Raw genomic sequence first — 18,915 nt, 5'->3', positions numbered from 1 at the left:
GCACCACAGAGCTGTTTCATGTCGAGAAAGGCGCGTTGCATTTGCAGGTTGGCGATGCCGAGCTGATTGTCGGGCCTGGGTGTTCGGCGGTGGCGCGGACCGATGTGGCGCATGGGTATGCCAACCATGGGCGAGCGAAACTGGTTTTCACGATGTCAGTGACTGAACTGCATCAGGGTGCCAGGGAAAGCCCCTCACCCTAGCCCTCTCCCCGAGGAGAGGGAACTGTCCGGGTTGACCATCACAGGGAGCGTTCCCCTTCAAACAGCACGGTCAGCGTGACGGCGGATGCTCCGTCGAAACCGAATTGGCCGCATCCACATCCGACATGTCTTCTTCTACAGGCGCCTCATCGTCCGGCGGCAAAGGCACCTCGGGGTTTTCGCGCTTGGGATCGTGCCCGGTCTCATTGTCGGTGGTGCGCGTCACGGCTTGTTGCGACTGGTTGCCCGGTGCGTTTTCATCAATGTCCATGTCGTTCTCCGAAGTGTTCAGCGATAGGTACCTGAACGTGTGAAATGCCCTCGCGTGACAAGTGCCCGACAATGGACGAACGGCGTTCTGTAGAAAACGCAAAAAGCCTGCTTTCGAGGCAGGCTTTTGCTTTGGATTTAACGCTTACTTCTGCTGCGTCAACGCCGAGTAGCTGTTCATCAGGTTGCGGTAGTTAGGAATGCGCTGCGACAACAGATTGCCCAGGCCTTCAATGTCGTTGCGCCAGTCGCGGTGCAGCTCACAGGCCACCGAGAACCAGTTCATCATCTGCGCGCCGGCTTGAGTCATGCGGCTCCACGCGGCTTGCTGCACGGTGGTGTTGAAGGTGCCGGACGCATCGGTGACCACAAACACATCAAACCCTTCTGCCAGCGCCGACATGGTCGGGAACGCTACACAGACATCCGTTACGACACCGGCGATGATGATCTGCTTGCGGCCTGTGGCCTTGATCGCCTTGACGAAGTCTTCGTTGTCCCAAGCGTTGATCTGGCCAGGGCGAGCGATGTATGGCGCGTCCGGGAACATCTCTTTCAGCTCCGGTACCAGCGGGCCGTTTGGGCCTTGTTCGAAGCTGGTGGTGAGGATGGTTGGCAGGTCGAAGAACTTGGCCAGATCCGCCAGCGCCAGCACGTTGTTCTTGAACTCGTTCGGCGAGAAGTCCTGCACCAGCGAGATCAGACCGGTCTGGTGGTCAACCAGCAGCACGATAGCGTCGTCTTTGTTCAGCCGGTTGTAGGTTGGAGTGGTCATGGTGTGCGTCCCTTTTCAAGTTTGAAGTTTTGTCGTTGCGTTCAAGTTGGGTACAGATTACTGACGCACAGCAAAGGGATAAATCGCTTGAAAAGGGTTACACCGTCCACTCAAACCGGACAATCCACTTCAATCGTAGAACGGTTCAACCAACGCCCGACTACCGACAAAGAAACTGTCCGCCACCAGGCGCAACGGCTGCAGATCCAGGTCGCTGGCCTTGTCGCTGATCAATTGCTGGAAGTGGCGGTAGACCGCTGCGTACTCGCCATCCTCCGAGACGCTTTGGCGCACGCCGTCGATGCTCAGCACGGCGCCGCCATTGTCCAGGCGCAGGATGCCTTCGACGCAGCGGATTTCGATGCTCCACAGTTCGTCGTGGCCATGGTCGAAATCGAACTCGGCGCGTACGTCGAGCTGATGTGCATCAGACATTTTGATCGAGGCGGCAATCGGCGACTGGCAGTTGCTCGGCACGCGCAGCTCGGCGGCTTCGACAAACAGCGGCAGCGCCAGCAGGTGGGTGACGATCGACAGCGCGTTGATGCCCGGGTCGAAGACGCCGAGGCCGCCCGGCTGCCAGATCCATGCCTGGCCCGGATGCCACTTGCGCACGTCTTCCTTCCAGTCGATCTGCACGCTTTGCAGGGTGCGGCTGGCAAGCCAGTCGCGGGCGGCGGCGATGCCCGGTGCGTAGCGTGAATGCCAGGCGAACAAAGCGCTGACGCCTTGTTCGGCGACTTGATCGACCAGGGCCATGGCCTCGCCCAATGTCGCACAGGGCGGTTTTTCCACGAGCACGTGCTTGCCGGCCGCCAACGCCTGTTGCACCAGCGCGAAGCGCCCTTGTGGCGGCGTGCAGAACGCAATTGCGTCGACAGTCGGGCCGTTTTCGAGCAGTTCGCCCAGCGACTGGAAGTTCTCCACCCCGGCGCAAGGTTTGCCCTGGGTAGCGACCGCCACCAACTGGAACGCCGGGTTGGCGAGGATGGCGGGAACGTGTTGATCCTGGGCGATCTTGCCGTAGCCCACCAGGCCGAGACGAATCGGTTGCATTACAGACTCCTGTTGTTGTTTTGGTCTTTGCAGCGCAGCGGCAAGAGTACGTGTTTCTGCGCTCGTCTCCAATCGTCATACTATTTAAATCAAAGTTTGGTCGCGCCGAACGCATGGCTTATTCGTCATTTCTTCTTACACCTTTTGTCGTCCGATCCCGCACCGCGCGGCGATCGGCAGCCGGCGATCAGCCTCAGTTTGCTATCATGCGGCGCTTTTACGGTTAACCCCTCGCCAGTCCTGCCGACTGGCGGGCTGCAAAAGGCGGTATTAAATGACGGCTTTGTTGACTCGCCGCAAGGTACTTGCGGGAATGGGCGTGCTCGGGCTCGGCCTGCTCGCCGGTTGCGATACCCGTGGCCAACTGTCGTACAAGTACGGCAAGGATCTGAGCGACAAGATCCTCGGACGCACCTTCAAGCTGAAGAATCCCGAAGGCGAAACCATGTCGCTGTCGAGCTTTCGCGGGATGATGCCGATGATCTTCTTCGGCTTCACCCAGTGCCCGGCCGTTTGCCCCACTACCCTGGCCCGCGCCGCACAGATCAAAAAACTGATGGGCCGCGACGGCGACCGTTTGCAAGTGGTGTTCATCACCCTCGACCCGGAACGCGACACGCCGCAGATCCTCGACGCCTACGTCAAAGCCTTCGACCCGAGCTTCGTCGCGCTGTACGGCACGCTTGAGGAAACCAAGGCCACCGCCAAGGAATTCGACGTGTTCTACGAAAAAGTCCCGGCCGGCGACACCTACACCATCTCCCACACGTCCACCAGCTACGTCTACGACTCGCGTGGTGAGTTGCGCCTGGGCCTGTCCACTTCGCTGACAGCCCAAGAGTGCACGGAAGATTTGCTTACTGTTATGGAGGTCTGCTGATGCATCCCGTTCTGAATCACCTCAAACGCACCGTATGTGCACTGTCCCTGCTCGGCCTGGCCTTTCAGGCGTCGGCGCAGACCAAAGTCGACGATGCTTGGGTCCGTGCCACCGTGCCGACCCAGTCCGCCAGCGGCGCGTTCATGACCGTCACTGCCGACAGCGACAGCAAACTGCTCAGCGTTGCCTCGCCAGTGGCCAAGGACGTTCAGATTCATGAAATGAGCATGAAGAACGATGTGATGACCATGGGCCCGGTGAAGTCGGTTGAGTTGCCTGCCGGCAAAGCCGTGAGCTTCGATCCGAACGGCTACCACGTCATGCTGATGGGCCTGACCGGTCAGTTGAAGGAAGGCGAAAACGTGCCGCTGACCCTGACCGTGGAAAACGCCAAGGGCGAGAAAGAAACCATTGAAGTCAAGGCACCGGTCCGCGCGCTGACCAACATGGGCGGCCACGATCACAGCAAGATGCATTGATCGCTGACTGAAAGACTGTTCGCCTGACAGAAAAACGGGGCGGCCTGATCGATGATCAGGCCGCCCCGTTTTTTATGAAAACGATGCTCTGACGCATGGAAAGCTTGCTTTACATAAGCGAAGATTTCGATGAGGATGTAAAGGGTCTTTTACAGGGAGTTGAACATGAATCGCTATTACCTCGAAATGGGCGCCGCATTGACGCTGTACACGCTCGTGCTGATCGCCTCGGTGGTTGCCAGCCAACATTTTCTGGACGCCCATCTGCTGTTGCGTTCAGCCGTCGCGCTGGCGCCGATGATCCCCGCCGGATTGATGTGCTGGGCTATCGTGCGCAACCTGCGGCGCCTGGATGAAATGCACCTGCGCATCCAGTTTGAAGCGCTGGGCTTTGCCTTCGCCGCTTCCGCGTTACTGACGTTCAGCTATGGCTTTCTCGAAAATATCGGCGCCCCGCACATACCGTGGACCTGCGTATGGCCGGTGATGGCCGCGATGTGGATCCTCGGTCTGCAAATCGCCCGACGTCGCTATCAATGAAAAATCACCTCAAGGCGCTGCGCGCCGAGCGCAAGTGGTCACAGGTCGATCTGGCGGAGCGCTTGAACGTCTCGCGCCAGACCATCAACGCCATCGAAAATGAACGCTACGACCCGAGCCTGCCGCTGGCGTTTCAGATCGCGCGAACGTTTGGATTGGCCATTGAAAGTATTTTCGAGGATCCGGAAGCAGAATCCGATTCGCAAACTGCTGTGAGGGGTGGCAAACAGCCGTAGTTGATTTCGATTCATGCTAAAAACTGTCAACTTTTACAGTGTTGCATCGATGCCATGCGCCCTATCCTGCCTACTCCCGGCAATGATTGCAGGGGTCTCATTGATCAGATGGAGCATTGCAAAGATGACTAGCACAGTAGCCTTTCCTTTTAAGTTCCAAGGGTTGAATGCCGAGAAAACCGAGATTTCGCTATCCAGGATCAGCGACATCGGCGCGCAGATAACGCCGACGGAGCAAATGACCCGTCTCAATCTGAATTTCACTTTTGCCGACGGCAGCAGTCTGAGTACCGATATTGTTCCCAGCGCAAACGTGACAGAAACTTACGGAATCGTTCCCCGCTGGGGTCTGGAGCGCAGCAAAAACAATTCGGTCACCTGTACGTTCCGCTGGTGGCCCGACAACCAAGTTTTCCAGAGCACATTCAAGGTCGTTGCATGATGGTTCGGGACGGCTGTCCGGCAACGGACAGCCATTACTCAGCAGCATGAAGCGTCAACCAAGCTCGGCAGCGTAAGGCCACAGGATCCTGCTGCACTCGCCTCAACTCCCCGCACCACCATGCGCCTCTTCAAAGAAGTAATCCTTCCAGCTCCCCGCCTTGTTCTTCAGCACGCCCAATTCCTGCAATTTTTCGGCATAGATAAACGTGCGTTGCGGTACGACGGTGAAGTCGATTTCCGGGTCTTTGACGATTTGCTCGACCAGGGCCAGCGGCAGTTTCGATTGCTCTACACGAATGTAGGCCTGGGCGGCGGCGGGTTTGTCGGCTTTGATGATGTTCTCGGCTTCGGCCAGTGCGTCGTAGAACGCCTTGTAGGTTTTCGGGTTTTCGTCGTGGAATTTTTCCGTGGTGTAGAGCACGTTGAACGTCGCCGGGCCGCCGAGGATGTCGTAGGAGCTCAGCACTTTATGCACGTTGGGGTTTTGCAGCGCCTGGTACTGGAACGGTGGGCTGGAGAAATGCGAGTTGATTTCCGAGCCACCGGCAATCAGCGCGGCGGTGGCGTCCGGGTGCGGCAGGCTGACCGAAATGTTGTCGAACTTCTTGAACTGGTCGTCACCGAATTGCCTGGCGGTTTCAATCTGCAGAGTGCGCGACTGGAAGCCTACGCCTGCGGCTGGCACGGCGATGCGGTCCTTGTCGCTGAAGTCCTTGAGGGTTTTGATGTTCGGGTTGTTGGTCAGCAGGTAATTGGGCATCGACCCCAGCGCGGCGATGGCTTTGACGTTCTGCTTGCCCTTGGTGCGATCCCACACGGTGAGCATCGGCGGCACGCCGGCCGAGACGACGTCCAGCGCACCGGTGAGCAGCGCCTCGTTCATCGCCGTGGCGCCGGAAATGCTGTTCCAGTCGACCTTGATCTCCAGGCCCTGAGCCTTGCCGTGTTTCTCGATCAATTGTTGATCGCGCACGACGTCGAGAATCAGGTAACCGATGCCGAATTGCTGGGCGATGCTGATTTTGCCCTCGGCCCGGGCGCCGCTGCTGAACAGCGCGCCCGCTGCCAGAGTTGCGGCCAACAGAGTCAGCGCAGAACGTTTGAACGGTGTGGCCATGACAACCTCGCAGCATGGGGGTGGGCTGAAAGGCCTGACTTTATAGCTATAAAAAAAAGAAATTAAATATCCTTTTCGCATATCGATAGCACTGAGCGCTTTGACGTCTGCTGCTGGAATTCAGGAGCAGTGGATGGACCTACAACAGTCTGAAACAAAAAACTGCCCCTCCGAAAAACAGCCATACGTCCCACAACCCACGCCCGCTATGGGCACGCGCCGTTTCAGCGATCGCCAGCCGCAGGTTTTAAAAGCCGATCAGCCTTCCTGCCCTTGGTATCATCACCCACACTTTTTTGACCCTTTGATGACAAGCAGGCCTTTTTTGTGAGCGCTCTTTTCAACTGGCTGCGGCGGCCGAATGCCCGCCTTCTTTCTCTCATCGTTCTGGTATTGGTCGTGCCGGTGTGCCTGCGGGCGGCGCTGGGCTGGTCAAACCCGCTGGGCTTTTTGTCGGATCTGGCCGTCGGCAGTTTGCTGGTGGTAACGCTGCATCGCCGCGCATGGTGGCTGGGTTTGCCGGTGCTGATGTTCTGGGCGCTGCTGGCGATCGCCACGGCAGAATTGGTCAGCGCCGTCGGCCGCCTGCCGACGCCTTCGGATATTCACTACCTGATCGACCCGCAGTTCGTCGAGAATTCCACTGGCGGCGGACTTGCGCACCCTGCCCTGGCCATGGCTTTGCTGGGTGCCCTGGCTTTCTGGCTGCTGACTCAGTTTGTTGGTCGCGGCTTGTCTCGCCCTGCTCTGCCTCGCTCTGTCTGGGCCGCGCCAATCGTGTTATTCGCCGCACATTGGGCCGCGCAAAACCTGTGGCCGAATGACGGCGACGCCTGGCGCCTGTACAACCTGCCGCATCAGTTGCTCGCCAGTGAAGTCGCCGACCTGCAGATCCAGGCCGAGGAATGGCTCGACGGCGACGTCGAAGAACCTACACCGGCGATGGCCGGGCTCACCGACGTCGATCTCAATGGCCAGAAGCTGCTCGCCGCGCCAGGCCAGGCGCGCAATGTGTTGATCATCGCGCTCGAAGGCATTCCCGGCGCCTACATCCGTGCCAACCGTGAGGCGATCGGCAGTCATTATCAGGAAGACCTGATGCCCAACCTCAGCCGCTGGGCCGAGCGCGGCATGAACACCCCGGATTACGTGCTGCACACCCATCAGACCATTCGCGGTCTGTACGCCATGCTCTGCGGTGACTACGACAAGCTCAACAATGGCACGCCCAAAGGCGTGGAAATGCTCACCCTCAACGAACGCAATCAGGCCTGCCTGCCGGCACAATTGCGCGAGCACGGCTTCAGCACTCATTACTTGCAGGGCGCCGGCCTGCGCTTCATGGCCAAAGACAAGATCATGCCGCACATCGGTTTCGATGCGACCCACGGTCTGGAATGGTTCAGCAACAGCAACTATCTGGAATTCCCCTGGGGCAAGGATGACAAGGCGTTTTTCGAAGGTGCGCTGGATTATGTCGGCCAGTTGAAAAAGCAAAAGCAGCCCTGGATGTTGACCCTGCTGACGGTCGGCACCCACCAGCCCTACTCCGCACCGGACGATTATCTGCAGCGTTATGAAACGCCGAAGCAGGCTGCTGTGGGTTATCTCGACGATGCGCTGGATGAATTTCTTTCGGGGCTGGAGCGCCAAGGCATTCTCAAGGACACGTTGGTGGTGATCACCTCGGATGAATCCCACGGCATCGACGGTGTGCGACTGGCCTCCTCGTGGGGTTTCAACCTGACGCTGGCGCCGGAACAGGCACAGCTGCCGCGCCTGAATGCCGGGGTTTATGGCCATGTCGATCTGAGCACCTCGATCCTCGACTATTTCGACCTGCCGGTGCCGACTGCGCTGAGCGGCCGCTCGCTGTTTCGCGACTACGATTCGGGGCGCGAGATCATTTCGTTCACCAACGGCAAACTGCGTTACCACAACGGTCAGGGCATCTTCTCCGAGTGCGACCTGCCGCGCCGCTGCCGCTATTACCAAAGCACCGGTTTCATTGCTGACAGTGCCACCTACAAAGGCACCTACAGCGGCCACCCGGCCCGGCAGATCGCCGCGCGCGCCGATGCGCTGGACCTGTCCTTGCTGCGCACACCGCTCAATCATCGCTACCAGTTCGGCAGCAACAACATCATCCCTCTGCAAGCGCAGATCAAGGATGACTGGGCCGACAACCTGATCGGCGCGCAATACCTGGAAATGCCCAAAGGCTCGCACACCCGCGTGCGCCTGACCGTGCGCTCGGTCGATCCGCAGCAGGCGGCGTACATTCAGCTCAAGGCCAAGCAATTCGAACAGGACGTGCAACTGGGCCTGCCTACGGAAATGGTCGCCACGGCGGACCAGCCACTGGAGTTGGACTTCAGCTTTGAAAACCCCCAGCCGCGCAAGGCGTTCTCTTTTCATTTGCTGGGGTATGGCAATGGCGCGGTCGAGGTCTCGGACTTCAGCGTGATCACTGAACTGCCCGGCCAGGAAGACATCCTCGACGACGTGCCAGAGGACGACACCGCACAATCGAGCTAACCCCTGTAGGAGCTGCCGAAGGCTGCGATCTTTGCTTTTGATTTTTTGGTGAACAAAGATCAAAAGATCGCAGCCTTCGGCGGCTCCTACATGGGACGGTGAAAGAGTTTGCCTATCGGTATCCAATAGTCGGGCTATTAGCCGACTTGCCAACTCGGGTCTAGCCTTACCAGTCCGAAGTCGGCACGAGCCGGCCGCAGACCTGATAGGGATACGAACATGGCAAACGAATCGAAATGCCCGTTCAACCACGCCGCCGGCGGCGGTACGACGAACCGTGACTGGTGGCCGAATCAACTCAATCTGAAAATCCTCAGCCAGCATTCCCCCAAGTCCGATCCGCTGGGCCAGGACTTCGACTACGCCAAAGCCTTCAAAAGCCTCGACTTTCAGGCGCTGAAACAAGACATCAGAGCGCTGATGACTGATTCTCAGGACTGGTGGCCAGCCGACTTTGGCCATTACGGCCCGCTGTTCGTGCGCATGGCCTGGCACAGCGCCGGGACCTATCGCACCGCCGACGGCCGTGGCGGCGCCGGCTCCGGGCAGCAACGCTTCGCCCCGCTCAACAGTTGGCCGGACAACGTCAGCCTCGATAAGGCCCGCCGCTTGCTGTGGCCGATCAAGCAGAAATACGGGCGCAATATTTCCTGGGCCGACCTGATCGTGCTTACCGGCAACGTCGCGCTGGAATCCATGGGCTTCAAGACCTTCGGTTTTTCCGGGGGCCGCGCCGATGTCTGGGAACCGGATGAAGACGTGTACTGGGGTTCGGAAACCGAGTGGCTCGGTGGCGATAACCGTTACGGCAAGAGCAATGGCCCAGTGCAAGAGCCCGGCGACGGCACGCTGGTGGCTGAGCCCGATTTGCATGGCCATGAAGAAAGCCGCACCGATCAGGGCGAACGCAATCTGGAAAATCCCCTCGCCGCCGTGCAGATGGGCCTGATCTACGTCAACCCTGAAGGCCCTGAAGGCAACCCGGACCCGGTGGCCTCGGCCAAGGATATTCGCGAAACCTTCGGCCGCATGGCCATGAACGACGAAGAAACCGTGGCGCTGATCGCCGGCGGCCACGCGTTCGGCAAGACCCATGGCGCCGGCCCGGCCGACAATGTCGGCCCCGAACCGGAAGCGGCCGGTCTGGAGCAACAGGGTCTGGGCTGGAAAAACGCCTTCGGCACCGGTAAAGGCGCCGACACCATCACCAGTGGTCTGGAAGTGACCTGGACCACCACACCAACGCAGTGGAGCAACAACTATCTGGAAAACCTGTTCGGCTTCGAGTGGGAGCTGACCAAAAGCCCGGCGGGCGCCCATCAGTGGCAACCGAAAAACGGCGCGGGTGCAGGCACCGTTCCCCACGCTCACGATCCGAACAAGAAGCTCTCGCCGACCATGCTCACCTCCGACCTGGCGTTGCGCTTCGATCCTGCCTACGAACAAATCTCGCGGCGCTTTCTGGCCAATCCCGATCAGCTCGCCGACGCGTTCGCCCGCGCCTGGTACAAGCTGATCCATCGCGACATGGGTCCGCTCTCTCGCTACCTCGGCCCGGAATTGCCACAAGAGGAATTGCTCTGGCAAGACCCGCTGCCCGACGTAACGCACCCGCTGATCGATGACAGCGACGCCACGGCGCTGAAAAACAAGGTGCTGGCTTCAGGGTTGTCGGTGTCGCAACTGATCTCCACGGCGTGGGCTGCAGCATCGACCTTCCGCGGTTCGGACAAGCGCGGTGGCGCCAACGGCGGACGCTTGCGTCTGGCCCCGCAGAAGTTCTGGCAGGCCAACCAGCCCGAGCAATTGGACAAGGTGCTGAGCACACTCGAAGGCATTCAGAACGAGTTCAACGGTTCTGCTGCCAATGGCAAGAAGATCTCGTTGGCGGACCTGATCGTCCTGGCCGGTAATGCCGGAGTGGAAAAAGCCGCGCAGAACGCCGGGCATTCAGTGTCGGTGCCGTTTTCACCGGGCCGCGTCGATGCTTCGCAGGAGCAGACCGATGTCGAATCGTTCGGCTTCCTCGAACCGATTGCCGATGGCTTCCGCAATTACAGCAAAGGCAAATACACGGTTGCGGCGGAAACCCTGCTGATCGACAAGGCGCAGTTGCTGACGCTCACGGCACCGGAAATGACCGTGCTGCTGGGTGGTTTGCGGGTATTGAACACCAATGTCGGCCAGACGCGGCATGGCGTGTTCACCGATAAAACCGAAACGCTGAGCAATGACTTCTTCACCCACCTGCTGGACATGGGAGTTGAGTGGACCCCAACGTCACGGGATGCCGATGAGTTTGAAGGCCGTGACCGCAAGACCGGGGCGCCAAAGTGGACGGCGACTCGGGTGGATCTGGTGTTCGGCTCGAATGCGCAATTGCGCGCGTTGGCCGAGGTGTACGCCAGTTCCGACGCGAAGGCGCAGTTCGTCAACGATTTCGTCAAGGCATGGACGAAGGTGATGAATCTGGATCGGTTTGATCTGCGTAAATAGCTGTTTGTTGTGCCAAATGAAAATGCCGCTCGTTGAGCGGCATTTTTTTGTTGATCGTTCCCACGCGCAGCAAAGGAATGCAGCAAGGGACGCTCTGCGTCCCAAAGCCGACGCAGAGCGTCGAGAGAGTCATTCCCACGCAGAGCATGGGAACGATCAACTCGACGGTTCCTACCGGATCGGGTTACGCCAGGCTTTTGCTCACCACTTCATACACATCGCTGGACAGCGACCCGGACGCCAGAATCCGCTCCAGCTCGGCCTTCATCAGTGCCTGACGGGCGCTGTCGTATTTGCGCCAGCGGGTCAGCGGGGCCAGTTGGCGCGAGGCGATCTGCGGGTTGAAGCCGTTCAGTTCGATCACCAGATCGGCGAGGAAGCGATAACCGGAACCGTCCGCCGCGTGGAAGTTGATCAGGTTCTGCCCGGCGAACGCGCCGATCAATGCCCGCACCTTGTTCGGGTTCTTGATGTTGAATGCCGGGTGCTGCATCAACGCCTTCACCCGCTCCAAACCGCCCGGCAAGGTGCTGCCAGCCTGCACGCTGAACCACTGATCCATGACCAGCGGATTGTCCTTGAAGTGCTCGGCGAAGCTGGCCAGGGCGAGGGCCTTCTGTTCTTCGAACGGCGAGTTGACCAGCACCGCCAGCGCAGTCAGGCGCTCGGTCATGTTGTCGGCGGTCTCGAACTGCTCCAGCGCCGCCGCCAGCACTTCCGGCTTGCCGCTGAGCATCAGGTACGACAGGGCAATGTTCTGCAAGGCGCGACGAGCGAAGTGCTCTGCCTCGGCGACGTACGGAGTCTTTTTCGAAAGATCGCGATTGGCCTGATAACGCAGCCACAGCGCTTCGAACAAGCCTTCGGCGAGTTGCTTGCGGGCAAACTCGCGAGCGACATGAATCGCCTCGACGTCAGCCACTTCGCTGATCTCGGTGAGATAGGCCTCACCCGGCAGCGAGAGCATTTCGGCAACCATCGCCTGATCCAGCGACTCGTCGGACAGCACCGTGCGCAGCGCCGACACCAAACGCGGATCGAGCTTCAGGCTCTCGCCTTTCTGATGTTGGCCGATCAACTCTTGAAGCACTTGCACCGACAGTTGCTGACCGGCATCCCAGCGATTGAAACCGTCGCTGTCGTGCTGCATCAGGAACATCAGTTGATCGCGGTTGTACGGGAAGCTCAATTTCACTGGCGCCGAGAAGCCGCGCAGCAGCGACGGCAACGGCTGTTCGTTGATGTCGACGAAAGTGAAGGTCTGCTCGGCTTCGGTCACCGAGATCACCCGAGTGGTGCCTTGTGCCGAGGCTTCGCCAGCCAGACGCAGAGCGATTTCATTGCCCTGGCTGTCGAGCAGGCCGAGCTCGACCGGGATCACGAACGGCAGTTTTTCCACCTTGTCCGGGGTCGGCGGGCAGCTCTGGCGGAAGGTCAGGCTGTAGGTTTTCGCCGCAGCGTCGTAGGACTCGCTGACGGCCAGACGCGGTGTGCCAGCCTGGCTGTACCAGCGTTTGAACTGGCTGAGATCAACGCCATTGGCATCTTCCATGGCCTTGACGAAGTCGTCGCAGGTCACGGCCTGGCCGTCGTGACGTTGGAAGTACAGATCGCTGCCCTTACGGAAGCCTTCGGCGCCCAGCAAGGTGTGGATCATGCCGACCACTTCCGAGCCCTTTTCGTACACGGTCAGGGTGTAGAAGTTGGAAATCTCGATGAAGCTGTCCGGGCGCACGGCGTGGGCCATCGGCCCGGCATCTTCGGCAAACTGGTGGGTACGCAGGTACGCCACGTCCTGAATGCGCTTGACCGTCGCCGAGTTCATGTCCGAGGAGAAACCGGCATCGCGGAACACCGTGAAACCTTCCTTGAGCGACAGCTGGAACCAGTCGCGGCAGGTCACGCGGTTGCCCGACCAGTTGTGGAAGTATTCGTGAGCGACAATCGCCTCGACCCGCTGGTGCGCGGCGTCGGTGGCGGTTTCAGCGCGGGCCAGCACGGCGCTGGAGTTGAAGATATTGAGGCCCTTGTTCTCCATCGCGCCCATGTTGAAATCGTTGACGGCGACGATCATGAAGATGTCCAGATCGTACTCGCGACCGTAGACCTCTTCGTCCCAGCGCATGGATTTCTTCAGGCTGTTCATCGCGTGCTGGCACTTGTCGATGTTTTCCGGCTCGACATAAATGCGCAGCGCGACGTTGCGCTGGCTCATGGTGGTGAAGGTGTCTTCGACGCACCACAGATCACCGGCGACCAGCGCAAACAGATACGCCGGTTTCTTGAACGGGTCTTCCCAGGTCGCCCAGTGCCGGCCATCTTCGCCGGGGCCGGAAGCGATCGGGTTACCGTTGGAGAGCAGCACCGGGTAGCTGTGCTGTTCGGCCACGACGGTGGTGGTGAACTTGCTCATCACGTCCGGGCGGTCGAGGTAATAGGTGATCTTGCGAAAGCCTTCGGCCTCGCACTGGGTGCAGAACATCGTGCCGGACTTGTACAGGCCTTCCAGCGCGGTATTGGTTTCCGGGTGGATGCGTACGCTGGTGTCGAGGGTGAACGTTTCACTGGTTGGCTGCAGGGTCAGGTGGCTGTCCGAGACTTGATAGTCAGCAGCGCTCAGCTCCCGGTCCGCCAGCGTTACCGAGAGCAGCTCCAGTTGCTGGCCGTCGAGCACCAGCGGCGGCAGGCCGGCGCCGCGCTCCGGGTTGCGGCGCATCACCAGTTGCGCGTGAACCAGGCTGTGGTCCTCGAACAACTCGAAGGTCAGGTGCGTTTCGTCGATCAGGTACTCGGGCGCCTGATAGTCCTTGAGATAGATCATCTTCGGTTGTTCGGTGCGCATGCTGGAATCCTTATTGATGCACGGCGAGCTGGTACGCCGTGTATTTACGAATGTTGATCACGCCGGTGTCGAAGATCAGGTACTGACCCTTGATCCCCAGCAGCGTGCCTTCGGCAATCGGGTTCTTGTCCAGGTTGAAGCTGACGATTTTCGCCGGGTATTGCTCGACGGGATAGCGGATTTCCAGCGGTTCGACATCGGCAATCGTCTGAATCGCCTGTAGGCCGAATCGCTCCTGCAACCCTTGCAGGCCTTCGGCGCAGCTTTCGAACAACTGATCGCGCACCTGCGCCAGATCCACCGCCGCCGCATCGCCCTTGAGCAGTGCGCGCCAGTTGGTCTTATCCGCCACCTGACTGCGGAACAAGTCTTCGACAAAGCCCGATTGCTGCCGTGTCGACACGCGCATGATCGGCAGCGCCTGACTCGCGCCCTGATCGAGCCAGCGGGTCGGCAACTGCGTGGCACGGGTGATGCCGACCTTGATCCCCGACGAGTTGGCCAGGTAGACCACATGGTCGGTCATGCAGAACTGCTGGCCCCACACCGGATCGCGGCAGGTGCCGGCGTCGAAGTGGCAGCGCTCCGGGCTCATGATGCACAGGTCGCACTGCGCCAGTTTGGTCATGCACGGGTAGCAATAACCCTGACTGAAACTGGTTTTGGTCTTGCGCCCGCAATGGGTGCAGTGGATCGCCCCCAGGAATTCCAGACGCAACGTGCTGCCGATCAACGGATTGACCGGCACCTCGACGTCATCCAGACGAAACGCGTACTGCACGTTCGGCCCGTCCAGACGCGCCGACATTTTACTGATTGCACCGCGGCCAATCTCGATCAATGGATGGCATCCGACTTGAACAGGATGTTCGGCACTTCGATCGACTTCGACGCACACTCTTGCGGGCCCATGTAGCCAGTACGCTGGTCTTCCGGCAGGTTCTGGATTTCCCAGGCAATCATCGCCTGCAACGACAGCTCGCGCTGTTCGGCAGTGAGTTTGTTGCCGTCGGACCATTTGCCGATTTCCACGGCCAGTTTCAGGCTTTCGTAGATGTCCGGGGTGATGTTGCTGATCATGTCGTTGAAAGAGGACATCAGGGTCTCCGTGCTCTTTACTGAAACAAAAAATGTTAGACGGCCAGTTTACGGCGGTTATACAAACCGCCCAACAAACCGGTGAAGCATCCGATGAGTAACCCGCTCAGGTGCGCGGCGTTGGCGATCTGGCCGAAACCGATCAGCGAAATCAGCCCGGACATGCACACCACCAGCCACACCAGCATCATCACCAGTACGCCGCGCGGCAAACGATAGGCCGGGTTCGGCGCCAGCAACTGGAAAATCCAGCAATGCCCGAGCAAGCCGTAAAGCACGCCGGACAGCCCACCAAACAGGCTCGGCCCGCTCCAGACGAACTGCGCGTAGTTGGACACCAGACTGAACAACAGCGTCAAACCGAGCAGATTGATGCTGCCCTGACGCGATTCGATACGCCGCCCCAGCTCCCAGTACCACATGCCGTTCATGGCCAGATGGAGGATGCCGAAGTGGATCAGCATCGGCGTGACCAGCCGCCACCACTGCCCTGCCGCCAGACTGTCGGCCAGGGGCGTGAAGTGGATGTACTCGCCGATCACGCGAAAATCGAGGAAGGTCAGCCAGCGCAGCGTTTCCAGGTTTTCGCCGAGGAAGGTCAGACCACCGACGATCAGGCTCAACAGCAGAATCAATCCGGTGGCTTTGGCGTGTTTCAGCTGTTCGGCGAAACCCGGCCGTTTAAAGGTCTGGCCCACGGGAATGTCCAGCTGCTGATCCGGGTCGCCGGCCGGGAAGCGCTCGTACAACGAACGCACGTCCTCGCTGATTTCCTCCGGCGCCCACAACACCTGTTCGCCCGCCTCTTCGCTGACCCGATGGGGCACTTGCATGCGTTGCAGCAGTTTGACAAAACCGCTCAAATCCACCGCCAACGGCAGGCGCAATACCGCTACCGCACTCATTGCAGGACCTCCGGCCGCTCGACATCGACCCAGACGAATTTTTGCGGATCCAGGCGCGTTTCCTGGTCCAGACGATAGGCCACCAGTTTGCCGTAGAGCACGGCGCTGTAATCCAGGCACGCGAGGTTCGGGCGGATCGGCGCCGGTTTTCCGCTGCGCCAGTAGTGGCCGACGAACAGCAACGGCTCGTCGACGCCATAGCGCAGCAGGGAATTCTTTTCGGTTGAAGTCAGCGGCGTCTGCGCGACAGGTTCCGGCAGTGCATCGGGCTGGAAGACGATGTCGCCGTAGGTTTTCGGGTCGTCTTCCCAGAACTTGGTGCGGAAGAACGAACGCACCAGACCGTCGCCGCTGGTCATGGTCAGGCCACCGGGCAGGCGCATGTCGGTGCCGCGCAGCAGGCGATCGAACACGGTGCAGGCGAAGCTGCCGGGCACCGCCGAGGCCTGGAGGAAATGCTCATCGACGCAGCCATTGGGGAACAACACCCGCAACGGCTCGATCAGCCCGGCGTCCCAGCACGCATGGACGACGCGGAAGCGCCCAGCATCGACGAACAGCGGCAGCTCGTAGAACCATTGCTGGAAGTCATGCCAGTCGCCGGGATGGTTTTCAAATTGAGTCAGGGTTTCCTGCAACAGCCGCGCATGGCGCTTGGTGTGTTCGCGCACGAACTGCTTGCCGCTGCCCGGTGGCGCCGGGGTGACCCAGCCGAGCGCATTGAATTCATGGTTGCCCATGATGCACAGCGCCTGCCCTGCTTCGACCATGTCGTGGACGATGTGCAGCGCCTCGCGAATGCGCGGGCCACGGTCGATGATGTCGCCGACGAACACCGCCATGCGTGACGGATGCCGCCAGACCCCGCCCTGCTTGTGATAACCGAGACGGTCCAGCAAGTGTTCGAGGGTCATGGCGCATCCGTGCACGTCACCGATCAGGTCGTAACTGCGCGCGGGATCAAGCATCAGTCGCCTCCGCCCCCCAGCTTGCTGCCCCAGCCAAGCTTGGTGCGGCACACCTCGTAGTAATTGTGATCGAGCGGATGAATCAGGCGCAGCTTCTGCGCTTTCTTGCTCACGGTAATGGTGTCGCCCGGTGCGCAGGTGAAGTGGTTCTGGCCGTCGCAGGAGACCTGCGGGTAGATCTGCATATCTTTGGACACGACGATTTTCAGCTCACTGTTGCCATCGACCACGATCGGCCGTCCCGACAAGGTATGGGGGTACATCGGCACAATCACAATAGCGTCGAGCTTGGGATGCATGATCGGCCCGCCGGCGGACAAGGCGTAGGCAGTGGAACCGGTCGGTGTGGCGACGATCAGGCCGTCGGCCTTCTGGCTGCAGACGAACTGGCCGTCGATGTACAGCTCGAATTCGATCATCCGCGTCGATTTGCCCGGGTGCAGCACCACGTCGTTGAGCGCATCGCCCTGGCCGATGGCCTCGCCATGGCGACGCACTTCGGCTTGCAGCAGGAAGCGGTTTTCCACCAGATAGTGGCCGTCGAGCACTTCGGCGACCTTGATTTCCAGCTCGTCCGGGCGAATATCGGTGAGGAAACCGAGGCTGCCACGGTTGATGCCGAGCACCGGAATATTGTGTTTGGCCAGCGCCCGCGCGGCGCCGAGCAGGCTGCCGTCACCGCCGACGACGATGACCATGTCGCAGACTTCGCCGAGCATCTTGCGCGACGAGGTTTGCAGGCCGTGGCCGGGCAGGACTTCAGCGATGGTGTCTTCGAGGATCACATGCAAGTGACGGTCGAGCAGAAAGCGTTTCAGTCGGCGGACGGTATCCAGCACCTGGGAGCTGCCCAGGCGACCGATGATGCCGATATTACGAAATTGCTCCATGGGACCTCTGCGGACAATCGAAAACGCGAAAACCCGATTATGGGCGAAAGCGCCAGATAGACAAAATCCTTTCAGCCTCAAGGGTGCGCTCAGGTTTAAGGCTATGCTCGCAAGATGATCCTGTTTCCCGATTTGTTGCAGTTGCCCCATCAGTTACGCCATCCCGAAGTGCGGGACCTGGCGTGGGTGATCCTCGCCCCGCCGATGCTCGCCGCCACGCCGTGGCCGCAGCGCCATCCGCTCGCCGGCAGCGACTGGGTACAAGACCCACAGCGCCTCGAACACTGGCTGCGCCAGCTCGACCTCGACAGTTACGCCCTGCTGCAATGGCTGTCGCAGGCGCGCACCCGGCGTCTGGGTCTGTATTACGAGCGTCTTTGGCAGTTCGCCGTCTCGCATGCGCCGGGCATAGAATTGATCGCCGCCAATCTGCCGATTCGCCGCACCGGGCACACCCTCGGCGAACTCGACATGCTGCTGCGTGACCGCGACGGCGTGCATCATCTGGAACTGGCGATCAAGCTCTACCTTGGCCCGCAGGATGGCAATGGCCGCGATCCCGCGCAGTGGCTGGGGCCGGGTTGTCATGATCGGCTGGATCGCAAACTGGCGCATCTGGCCGAGCATCAATTGCCGATCTCGGCGCGCCCGGAAAGCCGCGAAGTGCTGGCGGCGCTGGATATCGAAACCTTCAGCGCGCAGCTGTGGCTGGGCGGTTACCTGCTGTATCCGTGGCCGGGGCAGGCCGAGTCACCGCACGGCGCGCATCCGCAACATTTGCGTGGCAGCTGGCTGCATCAGAAGGACTGGCCGGCGTTTGTCGCCCAACACCCGCCGGGCCGCTGGCAACCCCTGCCCCGCCACGCCTGGCTGGCGCCGGCACATTACCCAGCAGATCAGGTCTGGACAGATGAGCACCTGCGTTTGTGGCTGGAAGACCTGCCAGCACTGGCCCCGGCGCAGTTGATGGTGCGCATGACCGAGAATGCCCTGGGCGAATGGGAAGAGGCGGAGCGGTTGTTTCTGGTGGCGGATCTTTGGCCGAATGTGCCGGGGCAAACCTGAGATTTGTGGTTTCTGACCCAATTCGCGAGCAGGCTCGCTCCCACAGAGAATGCATTTCAAACGTGGAATGCGATCCCTGTGGGAGCGAGCCTGCTCGCGAAAAGAGCAACTCG

At 60.1% G+C, this 18,915-nt stretch carries 19 protein-coding genes; 9 read left to right on the top strand and 10 right to left on the bottom strand.

Annotation, left to right across the window (positions count from 1 at the left end):
- The first annotated feature begins 11 nt into the window (after positions 1-11).
- On the top strand, positions 12-203 hold the full coding sequence (locus V8J63_RS24610) for a cupin domain-containing protein (protein ID WP_336464769.1): 192 nt from the start codon (positions 12-14) through the stop codon (positions 201-203).
- Positions 204-273: 70 nt separating this feature from the next.
- Here V8J63_RS24610 and V8J63_RS24605 read toward each other — a convergent pair whose 3' ends face one another.
- From V8J63_RS24605 to V8J63_RS24595, 3 genes are all read right to left on the bottom strand, one after another.
- On the bottom strand, positions 274-474 hold the full coding sequence (locus tag V8J63_RS24605; protein WP_016774226.1) for a hypothetical protein: 201 nt from the start codon (positions 472-474) through the stop codon (positions 274-276).
- A gap of 144 nt (positions 475-618) precedes the next feature.
- The gene (gene ycaC / locus V8J63_RS24600) at positions 619-1,248 is read right to left on the bottom strand and encodes an isochorismate family cysteine hydrolase YcaC (RefSeq protein ID WP_125926043.1); all 630 of its coding nucleotides are present in this window, start codon (positions 1,246-1,248) and stop codon (positions 619-621) included.
- A gap of 129 nt (positions 1,249-1,377) precedes the next feature.
- Positions 1,378-2,304 (bottom strand): Gfo/Idh/MocA family protein, encoded by a 927-nt coding sequence (locus tag V8J63_RS24595; protein ID WP_125926042.1) that lies wholly within the window; start codon positions 2,302-2,304, stop codon positions 1,378-1,380.
- A 274-nt stretch (positions 2,305-2,578) separates the two neighbouring features.
- Here V8J63_RS24595 and V8J63_RS24590 point away from each other — a divergent pair, with 274 nt between their 5' ends.
- From V8J63_RS24590 to V8J63_RS24570, 5 genes are all read left to right on the top strand, one after another.
- Entirely contained in the window at positions 2,579-3,184 is a 606-nt protein-coding gene (locus V8J63_RS24590) for an SCO family protein (RefSeq protein WP_016774221.1), read from the top strand.
- Positions 3,184-3,663 (top strand): copper chaperone PCu(A)C, encoded by a 480-nt coding sequence (locus V8J63_RS24585; RefSeq protein ID WP_056784698.1) that lies wholly within the window; start codon positions 3,184-3,186, stop codon positions 3,661-3,663. Before V8J63_RS24590 ends, V8J63_RS24585 begins: the two co-directional genes overlap by 1 nt.
- 165 nt (positions 3,664-3,828) lie before the next feature.
- A complete protein-coding gene (locus V8J63_RS24580) occupies positions 3,829-4,203 on the top strand; it encodes a hypothetical protein (protein WP_123441672.1) in 375 nt (124 codons plus the stop codon).
- The gene (locus V8J63_RS24575; protein WP_125926181.1) at positions 4,200-4,439 is read left to right on the top strand and encodes a helix-turn-helix transcriptional regulator; all 240 of its coding nucleotides are present in this window, start codon (positions 4,200-4,202) and stop codon (positions 4,437-4,439) included. The genes V8J63_RS24580 and V8J63_RS24575 overlap by 4 nt, the downstream gene beginning before the upstream one ends.
- A 124-nt stretch (positions 4,440-4,563) precedes the next feature.
- Complete coding sequence (locus tag V8J63_RS24570) at positions 4,564-4,881, top strand: hypothetical protein (protein WP_130888653.1); 318 nt, start codon at positions 4,564-4,566, stop codon at positions 4,879-4,881.
- Between the two features lie 102 nt (positions 4,882-4,983).
- Here V8J63_RS24570 and V8J63_RS24565 read toward each other — a convergent pair whose 3' ends face one another.
- Entirely contained in the window at positions 4,984-6,000 is a 1,017-nt protein-coding gene (locus tag V8J63_RS24565) for an ABC transporter substrate-binding protein (protein ID WP_130888654.1), read from the bottom strand.
- A gap of 327 nt (positions 6,001-6,327) precedes the next feature.
- On the opposite strand from V8J63_RS24565, the gene V8J63_RS24560 reads away from it, so the two are divergent.
- Both V8J63_RS24560 and katG read left to right on the top strand, forming a co-directional pair.
- Positions 6,328-8,538: an LTA synthase family protein gene (locus V8J63_RS24560; RefSeq protein WP_336464766.1), complete on the top strand. Its 2,211-nt coding sequence runs from the start codon at positions 6,328-6,330 to the stop codon at positions 8,536-8,538.
- A 219-nt stretch (positions 8,539-8,757) separates the two neighbouring features.
- Positions 8,758-11,034, top strand: a complete 2,277-nt coding sequence (gene katG, locus V8J63_RS24555; protein WP_336464765.1) for a catalase/peroxidase HPI — start codon at positions 8,758-8,760, stop codon at positions 11,032-11,034.
- 184 nt (positions 11,035-11,218) lie between these two features.
- Here katG and pepN read toward each other — a convergent pair whose 3' ends face one another.
- The 6 genes from pepN to V8J63_RS24525 are packed head-to-tail and all read right to left on the bottom strand — an operon-like array spanning position 11,219 to position 17,737.
- Entirely contained in the window at positions 11,219-13,876 is a 2,658-nt protein-coding gene (gene pepN / locus V8J63_RS24550; protein WP_197892421.1) for an aminopeptidase N, read from the bottom strand.
- Between the two features lie 10 nt (positions 13,877-13,886).
- Positions 13,887-14,717, bottom strand: coding sequence for a DUF2797 domain-containing protein (locus tag V8J63_RS24545; RefSeq protein WP_024012501.1), 831 nt, complete (start codon positions 14,715-14,717; stop codon positions 13,887-13,889).
- Positions 14,714-14,974: a YeaC family protein gene (locus tag V8J63_RS24540; RefSeq protein WP_042609561.1), complete on the bottom strand. Its 261-nt coding sequence runs from the start codon at positions 14,972-14,974 to the stop codon at positions 14,714-14,716. The genes V8J63_RS24545 and V8J63_RS24540 overlap by 4 nt, the downstream gene beginning before the upstream one ends.
- Positions 14,975-15,009: 35 nt before the next feature.
- Positions 15,010-15,879 carry a rhomboid family intramembrane serine protease gene (locus V8J63_RS24535; RefSeq protein WP_336464764.1) on the bottom strand — a complete coding sequence of 290 codons (870 nt, stop codon included), beginning with the start codon at positions 15,877-15,879 and terminating at the stop codon, positions 15,010-15,012.
- Positions 15,876-16,847: a metallophosphoesterase gene (locus V8J63_RS24530; RefSeq protein ID WP_071171852.1), complete on the bottom strand. Its 972-nt coding sequence runs from the start codon at positions 16,845-16,847 to the stop codon at positions 15,876-15,878. Before V8J63_RS24530 ends, V8J63_RS24535 begins: the two co-directional genes overlap by 4 nt.
- Positions 16,847-17,737, bottom strand: coding sequence for an NAD(+) kinase (locus tag V8J63_RS24525; protein WP_016774212.1), 891 nt, complete (start codon positions 17,735-17,737; stop codon positions 16,847-16,849). Before V8J63_RS24525 ends, V8J63_RS24530 begins: the two co-directional genes overlap by 1 nt.
- Before the next feature lie 114 nt (positions 17,738-17,851).
- Here V8J63_RS24525 and V8J63_RS24520 point away from each other — a divergent pair, with 114 nt between their 5' ends.
- Positions 17,852-18,802 (top strand): DUF1853 family protein, encoded by a 951-nt coding sequence (locus V8J63_RS24520; protein ID WP_336464763.1) that lies wholly within the window; start codon positions 17,852-17,854, stop codon positions 18,800-18,802.
- Positions 18,803-18,915 lie beyond the last annotated feature (113 nt).

This window comes from Pseudomonas sp. CCNWLW23 (assembly GCF_037095675.1).
GTDB classification, from domain to species: domain Bacteria; phylum Pseudomonadota; class Gammaproteobacteria; order Pseudomonadales; family Pseudomonadaceae; genus Aquipseudomonas; species Aquipseudomonas atacamensis.
The sequence above is the reverse complement of the archived record's forward strand: the minus strand, read 5'-3'. Positions and strand labels throughout refer to the sequence as shown.

Coding starts and splice junctions, on each gene's coding strand:
- V8J63_RS24605 (WP_016774226.1), bottom strand. CDS start 474: ATGGACATTGATGAAAACGCACCGGGCAACCAGTCGCAACAAGCCGTG.
- ycaC (WP_125926043.1), bottom strand. CDS start 1,248: ATGACCACTCCAACCTACAACCGGCTGAACAAAGACGACGCTATCGTG.
- V8J63_RS24595 (WP_125926042.1), bottom strand. CDS start 2,304: ATGCAACCGATTCGTCTCGGCCTGGTGGGCTACGGCAAGATCGCCCAG.
- V8J63_RS24590 (WP_016774221.1), top strand. CDS start 2,579: ATGACGGCTTTGTTGACTCGCCGCAAGGTACTTGCGGGAATGGGCGTG.
- V8J63_RS24585 (WP_056784698.1), top strand. CDS start 3,184: ATGCATCCCGTTCTGAATCACCTCAAACGCACCGTATGTGCACTGTCC.
- V8J63_RS24580 (WP_123441672.1), top strand. CDS start 3,829: ATGAATCGCTATTACCTCGAAATGGGCGCCGCATTGACGCTGTACACG.
- V8J63_RS24575 (WP_125926181.1), top strand. CDS start 4,200: ATGAAAAATCACCTCAAGGCGCTGCGCGCCGAGCGCAAGTGGTCACAG.
- V8J63_RS24570 (WP_130888653.1), top strand. CDS start 4,564: ATGACTAGCACAGTAGCCTTTCCTTTTAAGTTCCAAGGGTTGAATGCC.
- V8J63_RS24565 (WP_130888654.1), bottom strand. CDS start 6,000: ATGGCCACACCGTTCAAACGTTCTGCGCTGACTCTGTTGGCCGCAACT.
- katG (WP_336464765.1), top strand. CDS start 8,758: ATGGCAAACGAATCGAAATGCCCGTTCAACCACGCCGCCGGCGGCGGT.
- pepN (WP_197892421.1), bottom strand. CDS start 13,876: ATGCGCACCGAACAACCGAAGATGATCTATCTCAAGGACTATCAGGCG.
- V8J63_RS24540 (WP_042609561.1), bottom strand. CDS start 14,974: ATGTCCTCTTTCAACGACATGATCAGCAACATCACCCCGGACATCTAC.
- V8J63_RS24535 (WP_336464764.1), bottom strand. CDS start 15,879: ATGAGTGCGGTAGCGGTATTGCGCCTGCCGTTGGCGGTGGATTTGAGC.
- V8J63_RS24530 (WP_071171852.1), bottom strand. CDS start 16,847: ATGCTTGATCCCGCGCGCAGTTACGACCTGATCGGTGACGTGCACGGA.
- V8J63_RS24525 (WP_016774212.1), bottom strand. CDS start 17,737: ATGGAGCAATTTCGTAATATCGGCATCATCGGTCGCCTGGGCAGCTCC.
- V8J63_RS24520 (WP_336464763.1), top strand. CDS start 17,852: ATGATCCTGTTTCCCGATTTGTTGCAGTTGCCCCATCAGTTACGCCAT.